Genomic DNA, 22,177 nt, shown 5'->3' with positions numbered 1-22,177 from the left:
GTGCGACCCCTTTGTGGGTCGCCTTTTCTTTGGCCGATTATCTGGAGAGATTATGCGCCGCCTGTTCTTTTTTTTAGTTAATAATGTCCGCGAGCATTTAATGGTATATATCGTTTTATGGTCAATTATCGCCCTTGTGGATCTCATTTATATTGTCTGGGCCGAATAACGAATATTGACATTTACTGACATTCTTTTAAAAAAACTTAAAATTACGACAGATTTTTTGAAATAAAAACCCCACACTCGACCCCCATCACTTAGGCCTCTCAAGCATAAAACGCTCCTTTGCGCTCGAATCAGTTGAACATAAACACGGGTAGTTATTCAAAATTTATGATATTGAAAAATCAGGATTATTAATTGTTATTTTTAAGTTGCAATATTATTTTTCTGACGCCATTTTAAATTAACTTTAACACTCTCGCGGTTCACATTATGCAACTTCGTAATTCTCCATTTCGCTATGGCGCAATTTCTGTTGTCCTGCACTGGCTGGTCGCAATTGCAGTCTACGGCATGTTTGCGCTGGGTTTGTGGATGGTCACGCTCAGCTATTATGACGGCTGGTATCACCAGGCGCCCGAACTGCATAAAAGCATTGGTATTGTCCTGATGCTGGTACTGGTGATTCGCCTTATCTGGCGGCGTCTCTCCCCGCCACCCGCCCCACTCGCAAGCTACTCGCGATTGACACGCATCAGCGCGGTTATCGCACATGTCGCGCTTTATTTGCTGCTGTTCGCCATTCTGTTCAGTGGCTACCTCATCTCCACCGCTGACGGGAAACCCATCAGCGTTTTCGGCCTGTTTGATGTGCCTGCCACGATCGCCGATGCAGGCTCGCAGGCAGACCTCGCCGGAGATATTCACCTGTGGCTGGCATGGATGGTCGTGATCCTTTCTGTCTTACACGGCCTTGCCGCCTTTAAACACCATTTCATTGATAAAGACGACACCCTAAAGCGCATGCTGGGGAAATCGTCATCTGACTCTGGAGTATGACATGAAGAAAAGCCTGCTGGGTTTCACTCTCGCTTCGTTACTGTTCTCTGCGGGTTCCGCGATGGCAGCGGAATACAAAATCGACAAAGAAGGTCAACACGCCTTCATCAATTTCCGCATCCAGCACCTCGGTTACAGCTGGTTGTACGGCACATTTAAAGATTTTGACGGCTCGTTTACCTTTGATGAGGCCAATCCTTCTGCTGATAAGGTCAATGTCACCATCAATACTAATAGTGTCGATACCAACCATGCGGAACGCGACAAACACCTTCGTAGTGGTGAATTCCTCAATGTAACGAAACATCCGCAGGCAACCTTCACCTCAACCGAGGTTAAAAAAGATGGTGATGAGCTGGATATCACCGGCAATCTAACCTTAAACGGCGTGACAAAACCGGTGAAGCTTGAAGCCAAACTGATTGGTAAGGGCGATGACCCGTGGGGCGGTAAACGCGCTGGTTTTGAAGCGGAAGGGAAAATTAAACTTAAAGACTTTAATATCACTACCGACCTTGGCCCTGCATCGCAGGAGGTCGAATTGATCATCTCTGTGGAAGGCGTACAGCAGAAGTAACAACCCGCAGAAACATCAGGGGCGGATCACTGACGATGATCCGCCCCTGGAGCGTAGCCTGTGAACATATTGCTCACGCAGGCGAAAGGCTTTTATTCAGGGTCCGGAATACCGAGTTTTGTATTCAGACGACCACGAGATTTGTTGAAAATCTTGTTGCCATTTTCCCGTCCGGCTCGCCGCTTGCGCTGTTCCTCTTCCGGTAACTGGCTCTCTTCCAGGCAGGCTTCGCTACAGCATCCTTTGAATTTTTCAGCGCACGACGGGCACTGAATGAACAGTAAATGGCAGCCATCGTTCACACAATTGGTATGACTGTCACATGGCGCACCGCACTGATGGCAATGGGCAATCACGTCATCAGAGATACGCTCTCCCATACGTTCATCAAAAACAAAGTTCTTACCGATAAAACGTACCGGCAGTCCCTGTTCACGAGCGCGACGGGCATATTCAATGATCCCGCCTTCGATGTGCCAGACTTTGTTAAAGCCGTTGTGTTTCATCCAGGCGCTGGCTTTTTCACAACGGATCCCGCCTGTGCAGTACATGACGATTTTTTTGTCTTTGTGTTCCTGCATCATTTCGACCGCTTTTGGCAGTTGCTCGCGGAAAGTGTCGGCAGGAATTTCCAGCGCACCATCAAAATGGCCCACTTCGTATTCATAGTGGTTACGCATGTCGATAAAAATCGCATCCAGATCGTCCAGCATCGCATTCACTTCAGCGGCTTTCAGATACTCGCCGACATCGCTGGCATTAAACGAAGCATCTTCGATCCCGTCCGCGACGATGCGATCGCGCACTTTCATACGCAGGACCCAGAATGATTTGCCGTCATCGTCAATGGCAATGTTCATACGCAGGCCATCCAGGGCAGGATCGAAGCTGTAAAGATACGCTTTCAAGGCTTCAAACTGGCTTTCCGGCACGCTGATTTGCGCATTAATCCCTTCATGAGCCAGATATACGCGGCCAAATACATTCAGCTTTGTTAGGGCGGTGTAAAGTACGTCGCGCGTGGCCTGCGGGTTAACGATCGAGAAATATTTATAGAATGAGACGGTCTTGCGCGGCTCGGTTTCTGCAAGCATGCGCGCTTTCAGTTCATCATTCGAGATGCGGTTGTGTAACACTGGCATGGTGTACGTATCCTGCAATGCGGTAATCAATAAAATCGGGCGGCATCATAAAGCAATTAGTGGCAATTTACATCCACACAATTTGCGCTACATTTCCCTCATTAAAATCATCTTTCAATAACAATAGCCTGGCAATTACGCATTCAACTGCTGGTGGTTTTGGTTGACTCAATAAAAAATGCGACAATGCAGGAGATTTTTGCTGAGTAAAGGAACGATATGACGCATTTACCTAAATTTTCCCTGTCACTACTACATCCGCGCTACTGGCTAACCTGGTGCGGAATTGGACTGTTGTGGCTGGTGGTACAACTGCCTTATCCGGCCATTTATCGCCTGGGTTGCGGTATCGGACGGCTGGCAATGCGCCTGATGAAGCGCCGCGTCCGTATCGCACATCGCAACCTTGAGCTTTGTTTCCCGCAAATGCCGGAGCAAGAGCGTCAGGAAATGGTCAAAAAGAACTTTGAGTCCGTTGGGATGGGGGTGATGGAAACCGGGATGGCGTGGTTCTGGCCAGACAAACGGATCAATCGCTGGGTTGATGTCATCGGGATGGAAAACACTCAGAAACACTTCGCTGAAGGTAAGGGGATTTTGCTTATCGGCGTGCACTTCTTAACGCTTGAGTTGGGAGCGCGCGTTTTCGGTATGCATATCCCGGGCATTGGCGTATACCGACCCAATGACAATCCACTGCTGGACTGGCTACAGACATGGGGGCGGTTGCGCTCAAACAAGACGATGATAGATCGTAAAGATCTGAAGGGGATGGTACGCGCACTGAAAAGCGGCGACGTTGTCTGGTACGCGCCAGACCACGACTACGGCCCACGTTCCAGCGTCTTTGTGCCCTTCTTTGCGGTAGAGCAGACCGCTACCACTACCGGCACCTGGATGCTGGCAAAGATGTCTAAATCTTGCCTGGTACCTTTCGTACCACGTCGTAAACCGGACGGTAAAGGGTATGAGCTGGTGATGCTGGAAGGTGAAACCACTCCACCGCTGGAGAGTGCAGAAGAGACCGCTGCCTGGATGAATAAGGTCGTTGAGCGCTGCATTCTGATGGCCCCCGAGCAATATATGTGGCTGCATCGTCGCTTCAAAACCCGCCCTGAAGGTGTCCCTTCCCGCTATTAACCTCCTGCATAGCCCGCTTCGCCGGGCTATGCTTGTTGCATTTCTGTACATGCTTTCCGTTGCAGCTTTTATCACTCAGGCGCATAATTAGCAGGCTTATTATTTTCAATTATTTATTCTTCGCGTGTGATACGCGTAACGTGAACGGTAATGTCATCTCCTGCTCCCATAAACTGGAAACGTAATCTGACCGTGGCCTGGATCGGCTGTTTCTTAACTGGCGCGGCATTTAGTCTGGTTATGCCTTTTTTGCCTCTCTACGTTGAGCTACTTGGCGTTACCGGGCATAGCGCGCTTAACATGTGGTCCGGTCTGGTCTTTAGTATTACCTTTCTTTTTTCCGCAATAGCCTCCCCCTTCTGGGGCGGCCTCGCTGACCGTAAAGGGCGTAAAATTATGCTCCTGCGTTCTGCGCTGGGGATGGCTGTTGTCATGGCCCTGATGGGGCTTGCGCAAACTATCTGGCAATTTCTTGTATTGCGTGCCCTGCTTGGCTTGCTCGGCGGCTTTATTCCGAATGCCAACGCGCTGATTGCGACACAGATGCCACGAAACCGTAGTGGATGGGCGATGGGCACCTTATCTACTGGCGGCGTAGCGGGAGCACTTCTTGGTCCGCTGGCGGGCGGTCTGCTGGCCGATACGTATGGGCTGCGGATGGTCTTTTTTATCACCGCCTCGGTTCTGTTTATCTGCTTCTTGTTAACGCTCTTTTGCATCCGGGAAAATTTCACCCCGGTGGCGAAAAAAGAGATGCTCCATGCAAAAGAGGTTTTCGCCTCGCTGAAAAGCCCACGCCTCGTACTCAGTCTGTTTGTCACGACAATGATCATTCAGGTCGCCACTGGGTCTATCGCCCCTATCCTGACGCTTTATGTCCGTGAGCTGGCAGGTAACGTCGGTAATATCGCGTTTATCAGCGGCATGATTGCTTCGGTTCCCGGCATGGCGGCGCTGATGAGCGCACCGCGCCTTGGTCGTCTTGGCGATCGTATCGGCCCGGAGAAGATCTTAATTGCCGCACTGCTCATTTCCGTCTTGCTGCTGGTGCCGATGGCCTTCGTACAAACACCCTGGCAGCTTGGGTTACTGCGTTTTCTCCTTGGTGCCGCCGATGGCGCACTCCTCCCCGCGGTGCAAACACTGCTGGTCTATAACACTACCCAACAGATTGCAGGCCGCGTATTCAGCTACAACCAGTCATTTCGCGATATCGGTAATGTGACAGGTCCCCTGCTCGGCGCAGCGGTCTCGGCAAACTACAGTTTTCGCGCAGTATTCTGCGTGACGGCTGATATCGTCCTGTTTAATGCTTTTTACTCCTGGGTCAGTCTACAACGTCCTGCCCGCCAGAGAGTTGCTGACCGCGCCGTCGATGATTAACACCGACGACTGATTTTTTTGTTCTGACACTTGCAAAACCTCATATTCAACTATTCTTTCCCTGAATACCTCGTCAAACCACAGGGAGAAATTTATGACTATGTACGCTACGCTCGAAGAAGCAATTGATGCTGCTCGCGAAGAGTTCCTGGCCAATAACCCAGGCGTGGAGGAAGAAGATGCCAGTGTGCAGCAATTCAACGTCCAGAAATACGTTCTCCAGGACGGAGACATTATGTGGCAGGCTGAATTCTTCGCAACAGACGAAGAGGAAGGCGAGTGTTTGCCAATGTTATCGGGCGAAGCCGCACAGAGTGTGTTTGACGGCGATTTTGATGAGATAGAGCTACGTCAGGAGTGGCTCGAAGAAAACACGCTGCATGAGTGGGATGAGGGGGAATTCCAGCTTGAGCCTCCACTTGATACTGAGGAGGGCCAGGCTGCGGCGGATGAGTGGGACGAGCGTTAATTACTCATACGGGCCATGGTGTGCATCAATGGGCAGTAAGAGTGTATCGAACACCAGCGAGAATGGCAGGTCGAGTACGGTAACGTAGCGCCATGCGGAGTCGCGGACATCCCATTTGACACCAGGGTAGTATTGATTGCCATGCCCCTGGCCTGGGATCGTCCGGCTGATGATGCTACCGCATCCGCAGAGCAGGCATGCCATAAGTGCCACAATGAGAATTCTCACTCAACAACCTCACATATCAATATTTGCTTAAAAAAATACCGGCCCAGTGGCCGGTATTTTCCTTACTGTCGGCTTACTTTGTCTTGAGAGCAAGCGGATTGAGCTTCACATCCTGATAAAAGTTAACCCACGAAAGATACTTCTCGGGTGATGCCCATACGCGATAATGCAAACGCGCCATGGTGACCGGGTCACTCAGCAGCACCAGTCGACGGTCACGGTTAAGCTTATCCGGCGTCTCGTTCAGCGCCTGCTCAACATGACGCTCACGAGCGATCTCCAGAATATGCCCGCTACGGTGACGTGCGGTTGCCATTGCCGTTGCCAGAGCGTTAAACGACGGGTTGAACACGGCGTGCATAAAGCCATCTTGCAGTGAACGACTGCGGTTCAGCTCCAGATATTTATCGGTATCCACAAGCACCTGCGGCGGAGAGTACTCTTCCGGGATCAGGAATAGCTTCCAGCGCTTGGTGCGCAGTCCCGTTGTTGAGCGGCTGGAAATGACCGATACGAACGGAGACAGGATCAGCGAAAAGACGATCGGCGCCAGCCAGAACAGGAAGCGCAGATCCAGCCATGCCATACCCACTGCCCACACCAGACCCAGCAACAGCTGAGAACCATGACGCATGAAAGCTTCACCCCATGGGGTCGAATCATCGTCACGCTGCGGTGAGTTCCAGACCACTTCCCAGCCGAGGAATGCGCTGACCACGAATACCGTATGGAACAGCATACGCACCGGCGCAAGCAGTACAGAGAACAACACCTCCAGCAGCAGGGAGAGCGTTACACGGATAAAACCGCCGTACTCTTTCGGCCCTTTGCACCACACCAGAATGATACTCAGCAGTTTCGGTAAAAACAGCAGAACCATCGTTGAGGCAAAGAGCGCGATAGCCAGTTCCGGACGCCACTGCGGCCATACCGGGAATAGCTGCCGCGGTTGCAGGAAGTACTGCGGCTCCGTTAAGGCATGCACCACCTGCAGCGCAGTCGACAAGGCCAGGAACATAAACCACAGCGGCGCGGAGAGATAGGACATCACCCCCGTCAGAAAGACCGCGCGATGCACCGGGTGCATCCCCTTGACAAGGAACAGACGGAAGTTCATCAGGTTGCCGTGACACCAGCGGCGGTCGCGTTTGAGCTCATCGAGCAAGTTCGGCGGCAATTCCTCGTAAGAGCCTGGCAGGTCATAGGCAATCCAGACGCCCCATCCCGCACGGCGCATCAGCGCGGCTTCAACGAAGTCATGCGAAAGAATCGAACCGGCAAAAGAGCCTTCGCCCGGCAACGGTGCCAGCGCGCAGTGCTCAATAAACGGCTTCACGCGGATGATTGCGTTATGCCCCCAGTAGTGCGATTCCCCTAACTGCCAGAAATGCAGACCTGCGGTGAAGAGCGGGCCATACACGCGCGTAGCAAACTGCTGGCAGCGGGCGTAAAGCGTATCCATACCGGACGCTTTCGGCGACGACTGAATGATACCCGCATTCGGATTCGCTTCCATCAGACGCACCAGCCCGGTCAGACAATCACCGGTCATCACGGAGTCAGCGTCCAGCACCACCATGTAGCTATACTGGCTGCCCCAGCGACGGCAGAAATCATCAATGTTACCGCTTTTACGTTTCACACGACGGCGACGGCGACGGTAGAAAATTTGCCCTTCACCCTGCACCTCAGCGATAAGTTCCATCCAGGCTTTCTGCTCAGCAACGCAGATATCCGGGTTGTAACTATCACTCAGTACGTAAACGTCAAAGTGTTCAGCGTTACCGGTCGCTTTAACCGACTCCCAGGTCGCACGTAGTCCCGCAAAAACGCGATCAACATCTTCGTTACAGATAGGCATGATCAGCGCAGTACGGTGCGCAGGATTAAGCGGCTCGTCACCTACCGTCGAAGCGGAGATACTGTATTTATCCCGGCCTATCAGCAATTGTAAAAAGCCCATAAGCGCGGTCCAGAAACCCGCAGACACCCAACAGAACAGCACGGCAAACAGAATGAGGATACCGGTCTGCAGCACATACGGCAGTAGCTGCATAAAGGAAACCAGCAGATTCTGCCCCACCATGTCCGACGGGTTAATCAGCGCCCAGCCCTGGTAAGGCAGGATGGTCTTCATGTACCAGGTAGCAACTACCGTTTGCGACAGGGTCAGCAGCAACAAGATATAACGGCGTATAGAGCCCACAGTACGCCATTTTTGCTCACTGGCCTGCTCTTCTTTGGTCAAACGCGACATATAGCGCGGCTGAACATCGCGACCACGCAGCCGATCCCAGAAGCGCCCAATCGGGTTAGTTCTCCAGGGATCAGGGAACATCGAAGAACGCTTCGCTTTCGGCATGGCCTCCAGTTGCGTACGCCCTTCGTCGTCTTTAACGAGTTGACCTTTCGCAAGGGAATCAGGCCAACTGTGCTCAAGACGTGCTTTCACAGAACCCAGCGGCGAATCATCATCACGGGTCCAGCTATGACGTTCCTCGTCTAGGGCTTCATGCACGGCACGAATACTCTCTGTCGGCAGCACTGCCTTTTCCGCATCCGGAAGCGGCAGCGCGTCGATATACTCAGTTGTCTTATTCATTGGAAGGTAGCTGATAACTCCAGGTTTCACTCAGGGTCTTGTCGCCATTGACCAGTGCGGCACGCATATCGGTGGTTTTCTTCGGATCTTTAACCTTCACACGCAGCATTAAGCGCCAGCCTTGTGTTACAGGATTATAGCGAACGGTATTTTCAACGATTTCGCCGTTGTCACCGATACTGGCCTGCGCGGTGACGGGGGTGTCTTTCGGCAGTTGCTTCATATCCTGACCGGTGAAGTCCACCACAAAGGCCTGTGTGCCATCCGGTTGACGAATCAGGTTGGACTGTTTGACGTCGCCGGTAGAGCGACGGGTCTGCATCACCCATGCGTTATCCGGGGCGTGCAGCTTGTCTTCGTCGCGGCTAAAGGTGATGGTGTATTTGAAATTCATCTCTTTACCAGGTTCCGGTAGTTGATCCGGCGTCCAGTAAGTGACGATATTATCATTGGTTTCGTCGTTGGTCGGAATTTCCACCAGCTCAACCTTCCCTTTGCCCCAGTCGCCTTTCGGGGTGATCCAGGCGCTTGGACGCAGGTCGTAACGGTCATCAATATCTTCAAAACGCGAGAACTGACGACCACGCTGCAACAGACCAAAGCCCTGCGGGTTTTCCATGGCGTAGCTGCTTACCGCCAGGTGTTTCGGGTTATTCAACGGACGCCAAATCCACTCACCGTTGCCGGCCAGCATAGACAACCCGTTAGAGTCATGCAGTTCCGGGCGATAGTTGGTTTCCGGCGACGGCTGCGATGGCCCGAACAGGAACATACTGGTCAGCGGCGCAACACCCAGTTTGCCTACTTTGTCACGCAGATAGACTTTTGACTGTACGTCAACGACGGTATCGCGTCCTGGAATAATCACAAAGCGATAAGCACCGGTGGCACGCGGAGAATCCAGCAGGGCGAAAATGGTCAGGCGTTTGTCCGTCGGTTTTGGACGTTCGATCCAGAACTCTTTAAAACGAGGGAACTCCTCCCCTGACGGTAAAGCCGTGTCGATCGCCAGACCACGGGCAGAAAGACCATACACCTGGCCTGCGCCAATTACACGGAAGTAGCTGGCACCCAGCATACTGACGATTTCATCGTTTTTATCTTTATTATTAATGGGGTAGAGGACTTTGAAACCGGCGAATCCGAGATCTTTGACCGTGTCTTTATCGTGCTGCACGTTGCCAAAGTTAAAATAATCCGGGCTGTATTTAATTTTGCGAACAGCGGTGGCAGTCACTTCATTGATAGCAACTGGCGTGTCGAAGTACATGCCCTGATGATAAAATTCAAGCTTAAATGGGGTATTAATGGCGTTCCAGTAGGCCTTATCATGGTTGAATTGGATCTGCTGATAATCCGCATATTTCATCTCACGGAATACGGACGGCAGATTGCTTTTTGGCGCTTCGTAACCTTTGCCTGCTAAGGATTGTGCCTGTTTTGCGACATCGTCAATGGAAAAAGCCCAGCCTGATGACGTATAAAGTGACAACAGTACCGCAGCACCCAACCAACGCATTTTCATCATTCGTAATTTAGGTTTCATAATAACTAAGCACTTCCCCCTTTGTGTGCTTAAATCGATCCGATCCATTTTAATGGAAACTTTGGCATTCCGACAACTGAATCCCCGCTTTGTTCAGCGCGCTGGCTCAGTGAATAAGCAAATGAAACTAACCCTTTATCGTTTTGCGTACTTATCCTGGAGACAGTCTATCGGTCATAGTGTAGGGTTGATTAGGAATGTAATCATTATTTGTCTTATGGATAAGACGAAAAGTCTGAGAGTTAAAGGAGTCATATGAGCAGAATACCCGCACAACGTGAATATTTCCTTGATTCCATCCGGGCGTGGTTAATGTTGCTTGGGATCCCTTTTCACATTTCGCTGATTTATTCGAGTCATATGTGGCACGTGAATAGCGCGCACCCGTCGTGGTGGCTGACCTTGTTCAATGACGCGATCCACGCCTTCCGTATGCAGGTTTTTTTCGTCATTTCCGGTTACTTCTCTTATATGCTTTATCTGCGCTATCCGCTACAACGCTGGTGGACGGTGCGTGTAGAGCGTGTTGGCATTCCTATGCTGACCGCCATTCCACTGCTCACGCTTCCGCAATTTATTATGTTGCAATATGTCAACGGACGTACCCAGGACTGGCATACGCTATCGCCTTATGACAAATTCAATACCCTGGTGTGGGAGCTGATTTCTCATCTCTGGTTTTTGTTGGTGCTGGTTGTCCTCACCACCGTCAGCATGTGGCTATTTCGCAAAATTAAAAGCGATGCGGCGCGCCTGCTCGATAACATAACGCTGAGCAAACTTTCCTTTGCGTTCCTGGCATTCGGCATCCTTTATGCGGCATTCCGTCGACTCGTATTCATAATTTATCCTGATATATTACGTGACGGGCTGTTCAATTTCGCCGTCATGCAATCGCTGTTTTATATCCCGTTTTTCCTGTTGGGCGCGCTGACCTTTATTAACCCGCGTCTAAAATCGCTGTTTATTAATCCCTCCCCTGCCTGCTTTGCTGGTTCGCTTATCGGCTTTGCCGCGTATCTTCTGAATCAACACTATGGCAGCGGCGATGCCTGGATGTATGAAACCGAGTCGGTGATTACCATGCTGCTGGGTCTGTGGATGGTGAATGTCGTCTTTTCATTGGGTCATCGAATGCTCAATTTCCAGTCTGCGCGCGTGAACTATTTTGTTAATGCATCGCTGTTTATCTATCTGGTGCACCATCCGTTAACACTGCTGTTTGGCGCGTGGATAACTCCACATATACATTCCAATTTGCTGGGATTCACCACCGGCCTGGTGTTTGTGATTGGCTCTGCGCTACTGCTCTATGAGGCGCACCTGCGTATTCCGGTATTGCGTTTCCTCTTCTCGGGCAAGCCGGAAAGTAAAACCAGCAATACGCATGCTACGGCGCGTTAATGGGACAATGGCTGCCTGAAAATCAGAGCAGCCACTCCACCGGAAGCCGCGACGCCAGCCGTACCAGCATCCGCTGCCAGAACCGCGTCTGCGGTTCTTTTTTCAGCACCGTCTCCTTGCCGTTCTGCAACTCAACCCAATTAATACGTCCCCAACGATCAAGGCGTAGTTGCCATGCCGCCGCGCGCTGACTGCGTAAAAACCGGTGGTGAATACGCTGCGCCAAATCAGCACTATCGATCACAAAGCCCATTTCGGTGTTCAACATTGCCGAACGTGGATCAAAATTAAACGAACCGATGAACACCTTTTCGCCATCGATACTGAATGTTTTGGCGTGCAGACTGGAACCGGAGTTCCCTGTCAGCCCACGGTCATGAACAGGATGCGTCTCATCCCGGGTTGGCTTTAGTTCATACAATGCTATTCCGTGGCGAAGCAGTTTTTTGCGCCAGCGTGCATAACCCGCATGCACCACAGAAACGTCGTTTGCTGCCAGTGAGTTAGTCAGAATCGCGATACTTACGCCTTTGCGCGCAAGGCGAATGAGTTGGGCAACCCCCCGACGTCCCGGCACGAAATAGGCCGAGATAATATCCACCTGCCGTTCAGGCGTTCCCATCACATTACTCAGACGCTCCGGCAACAAAGTATGCGTACGTGCTTTACCCTGCCCTTTACGCGGATCATCGCTTAATAGCCGGGTCTTTGCCCACACAATCGGTAGGGTGCCGGCCTCCAGTTGGCTGGCAAAAGGGGTGGATTCAAGCTTGTTGCGATAGCGCACTGCGGTAATGTCCTGATACCAGGCCTCCGGCAAACGGATGCGCCCGGCTATCTCTTCACGTGGCAAGTCCAGCACCGCATGTAGCGGTGACACGGACTCACAGTGCCAGTAGCGGGAAAAATCATCGCTGACGTCACGCACTACCGGACCTATCGCCATGACATCAAGGTCGGTGAATAAAGGTTCTTCCCCGGCGCCAAAATAGGCATCCCCGACGTTACGTCCGCCAACCAGCGTCACCACACCATCGGCCGTAAAACTTTTATTGTGCATACGACGGTTGAGGCGAGCGAAATCAGTGAGATATCCCAGCGCACGTAGTGTGCGAAATGAGAAGGGATTGAACAGGCGAACCTCGATATGCGGATGGGCGTCAAGCTGGCGTAAAATGCCATCCATGCCAAGCGTATTATTATCATCCAGCAGCAACCGGACATGAACACCACGCTCCGCGGCCTCAAGCAGCGCCAGTAATAGCAGCCGCCCGGACATATCATCCTCCCAGATGTAATATTGTACATCCAGAGTCCGCTGCGCCATTTCCGCCAGGCGGTAACGCGCTACAAAGGCATCCAGACTGTCATCAAGCGCCACCAGTCCACACAAGCCTGGGTGTGCCTCGCACAATGGCGTAACAGCCCGCCCCAGCCGGGTATCCTGCGGCGGGGTTACGCGCTCTTGCGTGGGGAAATCAGGTTCATCGGATATTTTTATGGTCATAGCTGTCAAAGTATATCCGCCAGCGCCGCGTCAGGTGGGTTAGAAAATCCGAAACGCATCGCCGCAGACGTGCTGCGTCTGCATTAGTTCCGCGAATGTTTCCCGTTAACTTTAAAAAGAAAAACGATATACACAGTGAAAATATCGAAGCGATGAACGGGTAAATCCCTTATCCCGTGAGTCAGGGCGGTCCGGGGCGCATATTCTGCCCGAAGCGATTTTTCCGTGCAGATAGCCATAAGTCCTTCCAGGGTTAACGCAGCGGTAACCTGTCAGCGTTTTATCCTCAGGCATCCGTTTCAGTTCCGCGCTGTGTCAGCAATCGCCGATAGAGCGCGGCATTCTCATCATCAAAACAGACAAACACTACGCGACGTATTTGCGGATGGTCAGCCAGAAATGCCACGACAGTATTGATGGCGATCTCTGCTGCGGCCGCTTTCGGATAACCGTAGACCCCGGTACTGATTGCCGGAAAGGCAATGGATTCAAAGTTATTGGCTTCGGCCAACATCAGGCTGTTGCGATAGGCATCTTCCAGCAAGTGAACATCATTATCATCGCCGCCATGCCATACCGGACCGACAGTATGCACCACGGCTTTTGCCGGTAAATTACCAGCGGTGGTGATCACCGCATGTCCGGGCGGACAATCCCCTTGCTCCTGGCGTACGCGTCGACAGGCCTCCAGCAATGCCGGGCCGGCCGCACGATGAATAGCCCCATCCACCCCACCGCCGCCAAGCAGTGATGAATTCGCCGCATTAACGATAACGTCCACGCTGACGGTGGTGATATCCCCTTGAATAACCTGCATTGTCGCTTGCATGTTCCTGCCTCGTGGCTTTCTCTTCTCTCAAGTGTAGCGCAGCCAGGTATGAAATTTGATCAGGCCCGGTCTGCATTATTTCGCAAATAGAGCCTGTAGAAGATTAGTTATAGGTAATGTCCATCACAGCCAGCGTATGCGCCGGATTGAGGTAGTTGATTTTCATTGCCACAAGATTGCCGAAACCACTCTGGCCCTGGGTAAGTTCTTGTAGGGAGAATTGTTGAGTTTTAGCCTGTCCCTGGCGGTCGCATGCCATCGTCGCCTTATGAGCATCCACACTGACATCGCATGGGCTTTCGACAATAGCCCCTTCAAAATAGATAACACCGCCGGTTGCCGCTATTGCAACAGAACTGCATACAGCAGACAAAAGGAGTGCTGGAACAAACAGCATACAGGAAGCTGACATATAAACCTCAATATTGGGTGGTCTTTGCAGGTGGTGAGAGTGGCACCGCGCAGACACCTGTAAATAACAAGATGTCAACTTTATGTATACATTAATTAATCAAATTTAACAGTGTCGCAACGGATTATTTTTAGCAAGAAACATTCATGTAATGAATGAGTTACAGCTTTTGCTGTGAAGTCCAGTGCCGGGATAAATTCACTGACTGACCATCTGTGACGGTAACAACAATATCGACACTATCTTGCGCTTCAATGTTCATGCTTAAACGCATCAACGAGGCCGGTTGATTCGCGATAAATTGTACAGTCTTGCGCTGCCGGGTCCGACTCTGGCCGCCCTCCCCCTCTCGTGTTGCCAGAATCTCTACCTGACAGACGCAATTTTCAGTCAATAAGACCTGTGGGGTAATCGTGTACATATCGCCGACCCGGGTCGTATCAAAGGTAATCTGGCTGGACAGAGCGGCGAGTAATAACAATGTGTTCATAACGCCTCCCAAAAAGAAACAGGGCCGTAGCCCTGTCTCTTCAAACAATAGGTCTGTTAGTACTGGTTGGCAGTGGCGTTGTTGCCGAAACCAACCTGATGTACGTTAACGGTAGAGCCAGAAGCAGTCTGGTTAACCAGCGCGCCGTTACCACCACCATACTGGCTTACAGAAATGGTAGAATCTCTGCTATTCCACTGGTCAATGGTTGCACTGTTATGGAAACCATTTTGTGACAGGCTGATGGTGCTGTCATCAGAACCCTGGCCAACATCAGCGCCGTTGCTTGAACCATTCTGACGAATTGTAGTGGAAGAGTCGCGAGCATCGGATTGCAGTGCCAGCGCGGAGTTGCTGCTACCGGTCTGGTAGATACTCAGTTCTGAATCCGGACCACCATAGTTATGACCGCCATGACCTGAGAATTGCGGGACGCTGCCTGCAAAAGCGCTGGCTGAAACAACGATTGCTGCTACTGCTGCCACTTTGAAAAGTTTCATGGTAAACCCCCATCGGATTGATTTTAAAGCCACAATGACATCACCGTTGAATAACGCGTATGTCCATTTGTGACTGTCTCTGGACAACGACTGCTGTTTTCTGTGTACCGTACTGTGTAATGCTCGCTCTGTTACCCGACCCTTTTTGGATAATCATTGCGGTATTGCCGTAAGCCCCTTGCGTAATATTCGCGTCATTAGCACTGCCTGACTGATCGATATAAGCAAGGTTATATGCTCCTGACTGGTCAATTTTTGCCGAATTGCTCCCGCCATTCTGGGAAATAACTGACAATAACTTCGAGCCTGCCTGGCTAATTTGTGCGTTATTATTTACACCGGATTGACCAATAATTGCCGCTTTATTGTAGGCAGCGGCGCTTAATTCATTCACCGCCAGGTTATATTCCGAACCGGCCATATCATAACCTGCAGCAGCGGCAAACCCAGGTGCACCCAGCATTGTTAACATCATAAATAACAACTTGTTTTTCATGTTGTCACCCTGGACCTGGTCATTTATTAAAAAGACAGTTTAAATATTTGTTCCGTCAGCAATAACACATTCGATTAAGTTGTTAACGCTGCGTTACGGAAATCAGTATGGTCAGAGTGAAAAATAAAATATCTCACCCGTGATTCGTATTTTTCACTTTACACTTAATACCAAAGCATGAACATTTTCATTATTATCTTTATGCGCATAAAGAAATGGGGGTTTGACTTTTTTAGCAGGTGGATTTGCTTATAACAATTTGGTTGTAACGAAGTAATGAGCAAACATGTTCTGAGAAGGAGATAACATTTCTTTTCACAGCCTTCACAATCCGAACTTTTTTTTGCTGCACAAACCGAACATCATCACTCATACAAAAACCTTTGTTGTGGTATTACCCGTACCACTTTAATGGTATTATTAAAAAACTTACAATACAATAGGTTACATTAATTTGTATGATTTTTAAAATTTGTGCAAGTATGATTCCGTGTACAACTTACCTATCAAAACTAAACAATATAAAAATGATTATGAAACATTTTAATATTTATTTTTACATTGAGTTACATGTTTAACACTTGCTTTAAGAAGGGCAAAGACTAGATTGGAATTAGCAGCACTCATTTAGATTTATTAATTTCCCTTAATCGTTAGGGATTAAGTATTTATTACTACACACAGCAACACAGCATCTGTCAGTACTTCTGGTTCCCCACCTTTTGGTGGGGAAGCTGCGGATGTCTATAACGCGGGGTTTCATCATGTTCAGTGAAGTCCATAGTTCGTACAATCATGCATTGTTGTTAATTACCAAACCCTCCTTGCAGGCAACAGCCTTGTTGCAGCATCTGAAACATTCTCTGTCGTTGAGCGGGAAATTGCATAATATTCAACGCTCGCTTGAGGATATTCCCGGCGATTGTCTGGTGTTATTCGATATGATGGAGGCGGATAAGAAAATCATTCAATACTGGCAGGACGTTTTGTCCAGAAAAAACAATAATTTAAAATTATTGTTAATGAATACACCAGATGAATATCCATTCCGTGATATCGAAAACTGGCCGCATATCAATGGGGTATTTTATGTTTCGGAAGACGAATCCCGTATGGTTGAGGGGTTGCAAGGGGTCCTGCGCGGCGAGTGCTATTTTTCACAAAAGCTTGCCAGCTACTTAATCACCCACTCCGGAAATTATCGTTACAGCAGTTCGGAATCAGCGTTGCTGACGCACAGAGAAAAAGAGATTTTGAATAAGTTGCGCATAGGCGCGTCCAATATTGAAATCGCCCGCTCTCTATTTATCAGCGAGAATACGGTTAAAACACATCTTTATAATCTTTTCAAAAAGATAGCAGTAAAAAACCGTACTCAGGCGGTCTCCTGGGCTAACGACAATCTCAGGCGTTAAGCCATGAAACGCGTATCACACTACCTTGCGGCGGCAACACTCTTGCTGGCCGCCGGGAATCTGCACGCTGTCGAAGTGGAGATTCCCGGTTTGCTAACCGACCATACGGTTTCTTCGATCGGACACGATTTTTATCGTGCTTTTAGTGATAAATGGGAAAGTACCTGGACAGGGAATTTAACTATCAATGAAAGACCAAGTGCTCGCTGGGGAAGCTGGATAACCATCACAATTAATCAAAGTGTTGTTTATCAGACTTTTATGTTCCCGACACGGCGTGATTTTGACAAGAATGTTGATATTGCACTTGCACAGACACACGAAGCACTCGACCGTCGCCAAATTGATCAGGCATTACTCAGTACCCGCGATTTAGCGACAGATGAATTCTAAAACACGATAAACATCCGGAGGGTAACATGCGTATTGCATATGCCGTCATTTCATTAATGTTGATAACGCCATTAAGTTGGGCCGGACAAATGACTTTCCAGTTCCGTAATCCTAATTTCGGGGGTAACCCTAATAACGGCGCATTTTTATTAAATAGCGCACAGGCACAAAACTCTTATAAAGATCCAAGCTATAAAGATTTAGGTGTTGAGACAACATCGGCACTTGATAATTTCACTCAAGCTATTCAATCACAAATACTGGGTGGATTATTAACAAATATAAATTCCGGAAAACCAGGTCGAATGGTAACCAGCGACTTTATTGTTGATATTGCCAATAAAGATGGACAGTTACAATTAAATGTCACTGACAGAAAAACAGGCAAAACGTCGACTATTCAGGTTTCAGGTTTACAAAACGGGTCAACCGATTTTTAAGGCATCGCCATTACAGGACAATAATCATGCAGCGCTTATTAATACTTCTGGCCGTGTGTTTATTAAGCGGATGCTTAACCGCGCCGCCAAAACAAGCCGCCAAACCTACGTTATTACCTCGGGCACAAAGCTACAGTGATTTAACACATTTGCCGCTGCCCTCCGGTAAAATATATGTGTCGGTGTATAACATTCAGGACGAAACCGGGCAGTTTAAACCCTACCCGGCCAGTAACTTCTCGACTGCGGTTCCACAGAGCGCTACCGCCATGCTGGTGACGGCGCTAAAAGATTCACGCTGGTTTGTTCCACTGGAACGCCAGGGGCTGCAGAATTTATTGAATGAGCGCAAAATCATTCGCGCAGCGCAGGAAAATGGCACGGTTGCTATTAATAACCGCTTCCCGCTCCAGTCATTGACCGCTGCGAACGTCATGATTGAGGGCTCGATTATTGGCTATGAAAGCAATGTAAAATCTGGAGGCGTAGGCGCACGTTATTTCGGTATAGGTGCTGACACGCAATATCAGCTCGACCAGATCGCTGTTAACCTGCGCGTGGTCAACGTCAGTACCGGCGAAGTGCTCTCGTCGGTGAATACCAGCAAGACTATTTTGTCCTATGAAGTGCAGGCCGGGGTATTCCGTTTTATTGATTATCAGCGTCTGCTGGAAGGCGAAGTGGGCTACACGGCTAACGAACCGGTCATGCTTTGCCTGATGTCAGCCATTGAGACAGGGGTAATTTTGCTCATCAATGATGGTATCGATCGCGGGTTGTGGGATCTGCAGAACAAAGCAGAGAGCAAAAACGAAGTACTGGTCAAATATCGTGAGATGGCGGCTATGCCTCCGCAATCCTGATAGTAAATAGTGATAAAAGCGTGACGACTTAAATCGTCACGCTTTTTTTTGTTCTTTTGTTATCCCATCGGCGTTACGTGCCGCAAGCCACAACCCACTGTTTTTCATGGCATAACCAAATAACAATCCGACGACAAGCGAAGGCACGATCATACGCCAGTCGCCCTGCCCTGCAAAAGTGGCGCACGCACCAATAAACGTGCCCGGAACGAAAGAAAGCAACAGATTTTTCGCCTGGGCACACATCAGGAACGCCACCAGCCCGGTCATGACATAGCCTACAATCTCCAGATGCGGAGCCAGCGCGCTGCCGTGAATAATCACCTGCGCCCAGGCCACCCCACTCATCAACGTGCAGGCAGAAATTAACAGGCCCTTAAGACCACCTTGCGGACAGGCAAAGTAGGCAGTACAGCCAAGAAATCCGGCCCAGCCGATCAGACCGAGAGAGACAGCGACCCATCCCCAGAGACCGGAGAGAATACCTGTCGTTAAAGCGATAGAAAGGAGTATGTTCATGGCGCGCATCTTAGCAGATACGCGCCCATTTTATGTGATATGAGACGCAATAATTGCAATATCACATCTCTTGTTGCAGGATAAGTGTGATAAAAATCACATTTATTCCTCTTCTGATTCCTGCAATTCATCCCACATGGCAGAGATAGCATCACGCGTTAGCGGCGCCATCGTACGCCAGAACGGTGTAGTGGCATGAGCTTCCACTTTGCCGAGGAATGTGCCACACCACGGCAGCAAATATTCTGCAAAAAGCGTTTCAAGCGCCTCGCTTTCATCTTCTGCTGACTGATCCTCCAGCCACGAGGCTGCCAACAGCAATGTCCCAAAATGATCCGCAGGTGCATCCGTCAGCGGCATACCCCGGGACGAGAGAAACGCCCGTACTTCGCCCTCTGTCGCTCCGTCAACCCACGCGCTGCGATAGGGGGAAACGCGGCATTCGCTACCGACAAAAAGCGCGTTGAAATCGGCGGCCAACGCCTGCGCATCACAATTCTTTTGCAGGCGCTCCAGCATTTCATCCTGCTCCAGCGGCCAGTTTTGCGCCAGCTTCCCTTCACGTATAAGGGTATAGAGCGGCACGAGTAAGGGATCCTGTGGCTGACGATAAAACAGTGAACCCAGTACGCGGCAAAGGATGGAAAATTCGTTCATGCAATGATTCCAGTGGCTAATTAAAAGTCGGCAAATTCATTAATTGGCGCCATTCCGCGCGCTTCAAGGAAGCTTAGCATCCTGCGCGGCGTGACATTGAGAATACGGTCTTCCGGGAAGTCGACCTCATCCAGGATTTCACGGCATTGCGCAAATTCACCCAGCGTAAATGCCGTATGCGAGTCGGAACCCAGTGCCACCCACCCGCCCGCATCACGCACAGCGGCAGCAATCGCGCGGCAATTCGCTTCGCTGCCTTTGCGCGAATGAAGGAAAGAGGAGTTGTTGATTTCCAGAGCCACGTTGTACTTTGCGGCGGCGGCGGCAATTGCCGGAATATCGACCGGATATTTTGGATTCCCCGGATGGCTGATGATATGTGCATAACCATTTGCCATCGTCGCAATCATTGCCTGAGTATGAGTCTCTTTGTCATGCGGGGCAAAGACCGGCTCATGAAAGCCTGCAATAATCAGATCCAGCGAAGTTAGCATAGGGCCGCTACAATCAATTTCACCTTCAATATTTTTGATGTTGGCTTCAATGCCGCGCAGAATGCCTACGCCATCCACAACGCGTGGCCAGATACGCATGTTGATGAAGTGCCAGTGGTGGGGCGCATCATCCATATCAGGGCCATGATCGGTAATAGCGAAAAGCTTAATCCCTTTTCGCTTTGCTTCGGTAATGTAATCTTGCAGGGTGCTATAGGCGTGGGTACTGGCGACGGTATGCATATGCAGGTCAACGGGATACATGAAACTCTCCTGTAGTTGTTTCTGCAAGGATAGCAGTTATCGCTGCCATTTTTAATGAAAAACTCGGTCTGACGCGCGCTTCGCTAATAACCACGAACACGATCGACCCGTCCTTTCACGATTTCGCCACGTTCAAGTTTGTCAATCGTCGCAGCAATAAAAGCAATTGCTTCATCAGCACGAGTGATGGCCGCAATATGTGGCGTCATGGCAACACGGGGATGCGCCCAGAGCGGGTGGTCGGCTGGCAGCGGCTCGCGACTAAAAACATCCAGCATTGCCCCTTTCAATTTACCGCTATTAAGCGCATGCAGAAGATCGTCTTCAACAACATGGACACCCCGCGCCAGGTTCATAATATAACTGTTATCTGCCAGCTGATTTATCACAGGGAGATTAATCAGCCCCACCGTTTCAGGGGTGTTAGGTAGTAAATTGATCAATACGCGCGTCCCGTGCAGAAATTCCCCTAACTCTTCTGTTCCGGCAAAACTAGTGACACCCGGCAAATCTTTGCGCGAACGACTCCAGCACCGCAGAGGAAAACCCCAGGCGCTCAGGCTGGCTGCCACTTTCGCACCCAGTACACCCGCCCCCAGAATGCCGACAGTGAAATCTTCGCGACGATATTCTTCCAGCTCCAGCCATCTGGCCTGCTGCTTTAGTGCCTGGTAATCATCAAACCGGCGGAACCAGTGCAATACCTGGCTCACTGCATATTCCTGCATCTGAAGCCCCATGCCGGTGTCTTCCAGACGAAATAATGGGATATGCTGTGCCAGCATCCCGGGATGTGCATGGAGTTGACTCAGAATAGAGTCGACCCCGGCCCCCAACGCAAACACCCCTTTCAACTCGCGGCCACGCAGCATCTCAACAGGAGGATGCCAGACCAGCGCATAATCGGCAGGGCCATCATCACCCTTGCGCCATGCACGTACATTCGCACCAGGTATTGCGTTGCGTAGTCCCGGTAGCCAACAGGCGGGATCAAAGGTCGGGTGATAAAAAATAATCTCCATTTCTGCTCCAGATTGATGGTGTGATTTCCCGGTCAACTTCGGGGTTATCTGTCACTTTGTCGGACAGTTATGTCCACACATCACCTTAGCAAATATCACTGAAAGTATTCAGAAAAGTGTCTCGTCGGAAAAAAAGACAGTTTCAGGACATTTAAGAAGCAAGTTGATGCAAGTTTGTCTAAACGCACTAATTTATTGAAAAAGAAGATTGACGGAAGTCCCGGTTTTCCCTACATTAGCGCCCGTCCCGACAACATCGGGAAGACAATGTGGTGAGGTGTCCGAGTGGCTGAAGGAGCACGCCTGGAAAGTGTGTATACGGCAACGTATCGGGGGTTCGAATCCCCCCCTCACCGCCATCATTTCAGATAAGAGCCTGT

General features: G+C 50.1%; 25 protein-coding genes and 1 tRNA gene. 12 read left to right on the top strand and 14 right to left on the bottom strand.

Translation table 11 applies throughout. From position 1 onward, the window contains the following. Positions 1–52: 52 nt before the first annotated feature. The 3 genes from AAIG39_RS20845 (at position 53) to AAIG39_RS20835 (ending at position 1,582) form a co-directional block, all read left to right on the top strand. Entirely contained in the window at positions 53–169 is a 117-nt protein-coding gene (locus AAIG39_RS20845; protein ID WP_090087960.1) for a YceO family protein, read from the top strand. 269 nt (positions 170–438) lie between these two features. Next, positions 439–1,005, top strand: coding sequence for a cytochrome b (locus tag AAIG39_RS20840; protein WP_343194643.1), 567 nt, complete (start codon positions 439–441; stop codon positions 1,003–1,005). 1 nt (position 1,006) lies between these two features. Next, the gene (locus AAIG39_RS20835; RefSeq protein WP_343194642.1) at positions 1,007–1,582 is read left to right on the top strand and encodes a YceI family protein; all 576 of its coding nucleotides are present in this window, start codon (positions 1,007–1,009) and stop codon (positions 1,580–1,582) included. A gap of 92 nt (positions 1,583–1,674) precedes the next feature. Here the strand turns inward: AAIG39_RS20835 and trhO are convergent, their stop codons facing one another. Continuing rightward, positions 1,675–2,724, bottom strand: a complete 1,050-nt coding sequence (gene trhO / locus AAIG39_RS20830) for an oxygen-dependent tRNA uridine(34) hydroxylase TrhO (protein ID WP_343194641.1) — start codon at positions 2,722–2,724, stop codon at positions 1,675–1,677. A gap of 219 nt (positions 2,725–2,943) precedes the next feature. Between trhO and AAIG39_RS20825 the strand changes: the two genes are divergently transcribed. The 3 genes from AAIG39_RS20825 to AAIG39_RS20815 all read left to right on the top strand — a co-directional run bounded on the left by AAIG39_RS20825 (position 2,944) and on the right by AAIG39_RS20815 (position 5,716). Further along, complete coding sequence (locus AAIG39_RS20825; RefSeq protein ID WP_090087966.1) at positions 2,944–3,864, top strand: Kdo(2)-lipid IV(A) acyltransferase; 921 nt, start codon at positions 2,944–2,946, stop codon at positions 3,862–3,864. Between the two features lie 150 nt (positions 3,865–4,014). Continuing rightward, entirely contained in the window at positions 4,015–5,247 is a 1,233-nt protein-coding gene (mdtG, locus tag AAIG39_RS20820) for a multidrug efflux MFS transporter MdtG (protein ID WP_343194640.1), read from the top strand. 94 nt (positions 5,248–5,341) lie between these two features. After that, positions 5,342–5,716, top strand: a complete 375-nt coding sequence (locus AAIG39_RS20815; RefSeq protein ID WP_047369826.1) for a MysB family protein — start codon at positions 5,342–5,344, stop codon at positions 5,714–5,716. Here the strand turns inward: AAIG39_RS20815 and AAIG39_RS20810 are convergent, their stop codons facing one another. The 3 genes from AAIG39_RS20810 to mdoG all read right to left on the bottom strand — a co-directional run bounded on the left by AAIG39_RS20810 (position 5,717) and on the right by mdoG (position 10,074). Next, the gene (locus AAIG39_RS20810) at positions 5,717–5,944 is read right to left on the bottom strand and encodes a YceK/YidQ family lipoprotein (protein ID WP_249572160.1); all 228 of its coding nucleotides are present in this window, start codon (positions 5,942–5,944) and stop codon (positions 5,717–5,719) included. It abuts the gene before it with no gap. 73 nt (positions 5,945–6,017) lie between these two features. Beyond that, positions 6,018–8,546, bottom strand: a complete 2,529-nt coding sequence (mdoH, locus tag AAIG39_RS20805; protein WP_090087972.1) for a glucans biosynthesis glucosyltransferase MdoH — start codon at positions 8,544–8,546, stop codon at positions 6,018–6,020. Continuing rightward, the gene (mdoG, locus tag AAIG39_RS20800) at positions 8,539–10,074 is read right to left on the bottom strand and encodes a glucans biosynthesis protein MdoG (protein WP_090087973.1); all 1,536 of its coding nucleotides are present in this window, start codon (positions 10,072–10,074) and stop codon (positions 8,539–8,541) included. The genes mdoH and mdoG overlap by 8 nt, the downstream gene beginning before the upstream one ends. A 273-nt stretch (positions 10,075–10,347) precedes the next feature. Between mdoG and mdoC the strand changes: the two genes are divergently transcribed. Beyond that, the gene (gene mdoC / locus AAIG39_RS20795; protein ID WP_249572158.1) at positions 10,348–11,496 is read left to right on the top strand and encodes a glucans biosynthesis protein MdoC; all 1,149 of its coding nucleotides are present in this window, start codon (positions 10,348–10,350) and stop codon (positions 11,494–11,496) included. A gap of 22 nt (positions 11,497–11,518) precedes the next feature. Here mdoC and AAIG39_RS20790 read toward each other — a convergent pair whose 3' ends face one another. The 6 genes from AAIG39_RS20790 to csgB all read right to left on the bottom strand — a co-directional run bounded on the left by AAIG39_RS20790 (position 11,519) and on the right by csgB (position 15,730). After that, positions 11,519–13,003, bottom strand: coding sequence for a phospholipase D family protein (locus AAIG39_RS20790; RefSeq protein ID WP_343194639.1), 1,485 nt, complete (start codon positions 13,001–13,003; stop codon positions 11,519–11,521). A gap of 286 nt (positions 13,004–13,289) precedes the next feature. Next, entirely contained in the window at positions 13,290–13,832 is a 543-nt protein-coding gene (gene ymdB / locus AAIG39_RS20785) for an O-acetyl-ADP-ribose deacetylase (RefSeq protein WP_343194638.1), read from the bottom strand. A 103-nt stretch (positions 13,833–13,935) separates the two neighbouring features. After that, complete coding sequence (locus AAIG39_RS20780; RefSeq protein WP_343194637.1) at positions 13,936–14,244, bottom strand: hypothetical protein; 309 nt, start codon at positions 14,242–14,244, stop codon at positions 13,936–13,938. Between the two features lie 160 nt (positions 14,245–14,404). After that, a complete protein-coding gene (gene csgC / locus AAIG39_RS20775; protein ID WP_139223074.1) occupies positions 14,405–14,734 on the bottom strand; it encodes a curli assembly chaperone CsgC in 330 nt (109 codons plus the stop codon). Positions 14,735–14,790: 56 nt separating this feature from the next. Beyond that, complete coding sequence (gene csgA / locus AAIG39_RS20770; protein ID WP_090087981.1) at positions 14,791–15,234, bottom strand: curli major subunit CsgA; 444 nt, start codon at positions 15,232–15,234, stop codon at positions 14,791–14,793. Positions 15,235–15,274: 40 nt separating this feature from the next. Then, positions 15,275–15,730 (bottom strand): curli minor subunit CsgB, encoded by a 456-nt coding sequence (gene csgB / locus AAIG39_RS20765; protein ID WP_343194636.1) that lies wholly within the window; start codon positions 15,728–15,730, stop codon positions 15,275–15,277. Positions 15,731–16,494: 764 nt separating this feature from the next. On the opposite strand from csgB, the gene csgD reads away from it, so the two are divergent. Genes csgD through csgG form a run of 4 tightly spaced genes read left to right on the top strand, consistent with a single transcriptional unit; the run spans position 16,495 to position 18,841 of the window. Further along, complete coding sequence (gene csgD, locus AAIG39_RS20760) at positions 16,495–17,145, top strand: biofilm master transcriptional regulator CsgD (RefSeq protein WP_090087985.1); 651 nt, start codon at positions 16,495–16,497, stop codon at positions 17,143–17,145. Between the two features lie 3 nt (positions 17,146–17,148). Beyond that, entirely contained in the window at positions 17,149–17,538 is a 390-nt protein-coding gene (csgE, locus tag AAIG39_RS20755; protein ID WP_047369817.1) for a curli production assembly/transport protein CsgE, read from the top strand. A gap of 26 nt (positions 17,539–17,564) precedes the next feature. Next, positions 17,565–17,978 carry a curli production assembly/transport protein CsgF gene (gene csgF / locus AAIG39_RS20750; RefSeq protein WP_090087986.1) on the top strand — a complete coding sequence of 138 codons (414 nt, stop codon included), beginning with the start codon at positions 17,565–17,567 and terminating at the stop codon, positions 17,976–17,978. A 26-nt stretch (positions 17,979–18,004) separates the two neighbouring features. Continuing rightward, entirely contained in the window at positions 18,005–18,841 is an 837-nt protein-coding gene (gene csgG / locus AAIG39_RS20745; protein WP_090087988.1) for a curli production assembly/transport protein CsgG, read from the top strand. A gap of 36 nt (positions 18,842–18,877) precedes the next feature. On the opposite strand, the gene AAIG39_RS20740 is transcribed toward csgG, so the two are convergent. From AAIG39_RS20740 to ghrA, 4 genes are all read right to left on the bottom strand, one after another. After that, a complete protein-coding gene (locus AAIG39_RS20740; protein ID WP_139223075.1) occupies positions 18,878–19,360 on the bottom strand; it encodes a DUF1097 domain-containing protein in 483 nt (160 codons plus the stop codon). 102 nt (positions 19,361–19,462) lie between these two features. Next, positions 19,463–20,017: a TorD/DmsD family molecular chaperone gene (locus AAIG39_RS20735; RefSeq protein WP_090087991.1), complete on the bottom strand. Its 555-nt coding sequence runs from the start codon at positions 20,015–20,017 to the stop codon at positions 19,463–19,465. A 20-nt stretch (positions 20,018–20,037) separates the two neighbouring features. Next, positions 20,038–20,775, bottom strand: a complete 738-nt coding sequence (locus AAIG39_RS20730) for a phosphatase (protein WP_343194635.1) — start codon at positions 20,773–20,775, stop codon at positions 20,038–20,040. An 83-nt stretch (positions 20,776–20,858) separates the two neighbouring features. Beyond that, entirely contained in the window at positions 20,859–21,797 is a 939-nt protein-coding gene (gene ghrA / locus AAIG39_RS20725) for a glyoxylate/hydroxypyruvate reductase GhrA (RefSeq protein ID WP_343194634.1), read from the bottom strand. 271 nt (positions 21,798–22,068) lie between these two features. Between ghrA and AAIG39_RS20720 the strand changes: the two genes are divergently transcribed. Then, a tRNA-Ser gene (locus AAIG39_RS20720) sits at positions 22,069–22,156 on the top strand. The last annotated feature ends 21 nt before the right edge of the window (positions 22,157–22,177 follow it).

Origin of the sequence: Phytobacter palmae, assembly GCF_039409775.1 — a bacterium.
GTDB lineage: Bacteria > Pseudomonadota > Gammaproteobacteria > Enterobacterales > Enterobacteriaceae > Phytobacter > Phytobacter palmae.
The sequence above is the reverse complement of the archived record's forward strand: the minus strand, read 5'-3'. Positions and strand labels throughout refer to the sequence as shown.

Coding starts and splice junctions, on each gene's coding strand:
- AAIG39_RS20845 (WP_090087960.1), top strand. CDS start 53: ATGCGCCGCCTGTTCTTTTTTTTAGTTAATAATGTCCGCGAGCATTTA.
- AAIG39_RS20840 (WP_343194643.1), top strand. CDS start 439: ATGCAACTTCGTAATTCTCCATTTCGCTATGGCGCAATTTCTGTTGTC.
- AAIG39_RS20835 (WP_343194642.1), top strand. CDS start 1,007: ATGAAGAAAAGCCTGCTGGGTTTCACTCTCGCTTCGTTACTGTTCTCT.
- trhO (WP_343194641.1), bottom strand. CDS start 2,724: ATGCCAGTGTTACACAACCGCATCTCGAATGATGAACTGAAAGCGCGC.
- AAIG39_RS20825 (WP_090087966.1), top strand. CDS start 2,944: ATGACGCATTTACCTAAATTTTCCCTGTCACTACTACATCCGCGCTAC.
- mdtG (WP_343194640.1), top strand. CDS start 4,015: ATGTCATCTCCTGCTCCCATAAACTGGAAACGTAATCTGACCGTGGCC.
- AAIG39_RS20815 (WP_047369826.1), top strand. CDS start 5,342: ATGACTATGTACGCTACGCTCGAAGAAGCAATTGATGCTGCTCGCGAA.
- mdoH (WP_090087972.1), bottom strand. CDS start 8,546: ATGAATAAGACAACTGAGTATATCGACGCGCTGCCGCTTCCGGATGCG.
- mdoG (WP_090087973.1), bottom strand. CDS start 10,074: ATGATGAAAATGCGTTGGTTGGGTGCTGCGGTACTGTTGTCACTTTAT.
- mdoC (WP_249572158.1), top strand. CDS start 10,348: ATGAGCAGAATACCCGCACAACGTGAATATTTCCTTGATTCCATCCGG.
- AAIG39_RS20790 (WP_343194639.1), bottom strand. CDS start 13,003: ATGACCATAAAAATATCCGATGAACCTGATTTCCCCACGCAAGAGCGC.
- ymdB (WP_343194638.1), bottom strand. CDS start 13,832: ATGCAAGCGACAATGCAGGTTATTCAAGGGGATATCACCACCGTCAGC.
- AAIG39_RS20780 (WP_343194637.1), bottom strand. CDS start 14,244: ATGTCAGCTTCCTGTATGCTGTTTGTTCCAGCACTCCTTTTGTCTGCT.
- csgC (WP_139223074.1), bottom strand. CDS start 14,734: ATGAACACATTGTTATTACTCGCCGCTCTGTCCAGCCAGATTACCTTT.
- csgA (WP_090087981.1), bottom strand. CDS start 15,234: ATGAAACTTTTCAAAGTGGCAGCAGTAGCAGCAATCGTTGTTTCAGCC.
- csgB (WP_343194636.1), bottom strand. CDS start 15,730: ATGAAAAACAAGTTGTTATTTATGATGTTAACAATGCTGGGTGCACCT.
- csgD (WP_090087985.1), top strand. CDS start 16,495: ATGTTCAGTGAAGTCCATAGTTCGTACAATCATGCATTGTTGTTAATT.
- csgE (WP_047369817.1), top strand. CDS start 17,149: ATGAAACGCGTATCACACTACCTTGCGGCGGCAACACTCTTGCTGGCC.
- csgF (WP_090087986.1), top strand. CDS start 17,565: ATGCGTATTGCATATGCCGTCATTTCATTAATGTTGATAACGCCATTA.
- csgG (WP_090087988.1), top strand. CDS start 18,005: ATGCAGCGCTTATTAATACTTCTGGCCGTGTGTTTATTAAGCGGATGC.
- AAIG39_RS20740 (WP_139223075.1), bottom strand. CDS start 19,360: ATGAACATACTCCTTTCTATCGCTTTAACGACAGGTATTCTCTCCGGT.
- AAIG39_RS20735 (WP_090087991.1), bottom strand. CDS start 20,017: ATGAACGAATTTTCCATCCTTTGCCGCGTACTGGGTTCACTGTTTTAT.
- AAIG39_RS20730 (WP_343194635.1), bottom strand. CDS start 20,775: ATGTATCCCGTTGACCTGCATATGCATACCGTCGCCAGTACCCACGCC.
- ghrA (WP_343194634.1), bottom strand. CDS start 21,797: ATGGAGATTATTTTTTATCACCCGACCTTTGATCCCGCCTGTTGGCTA.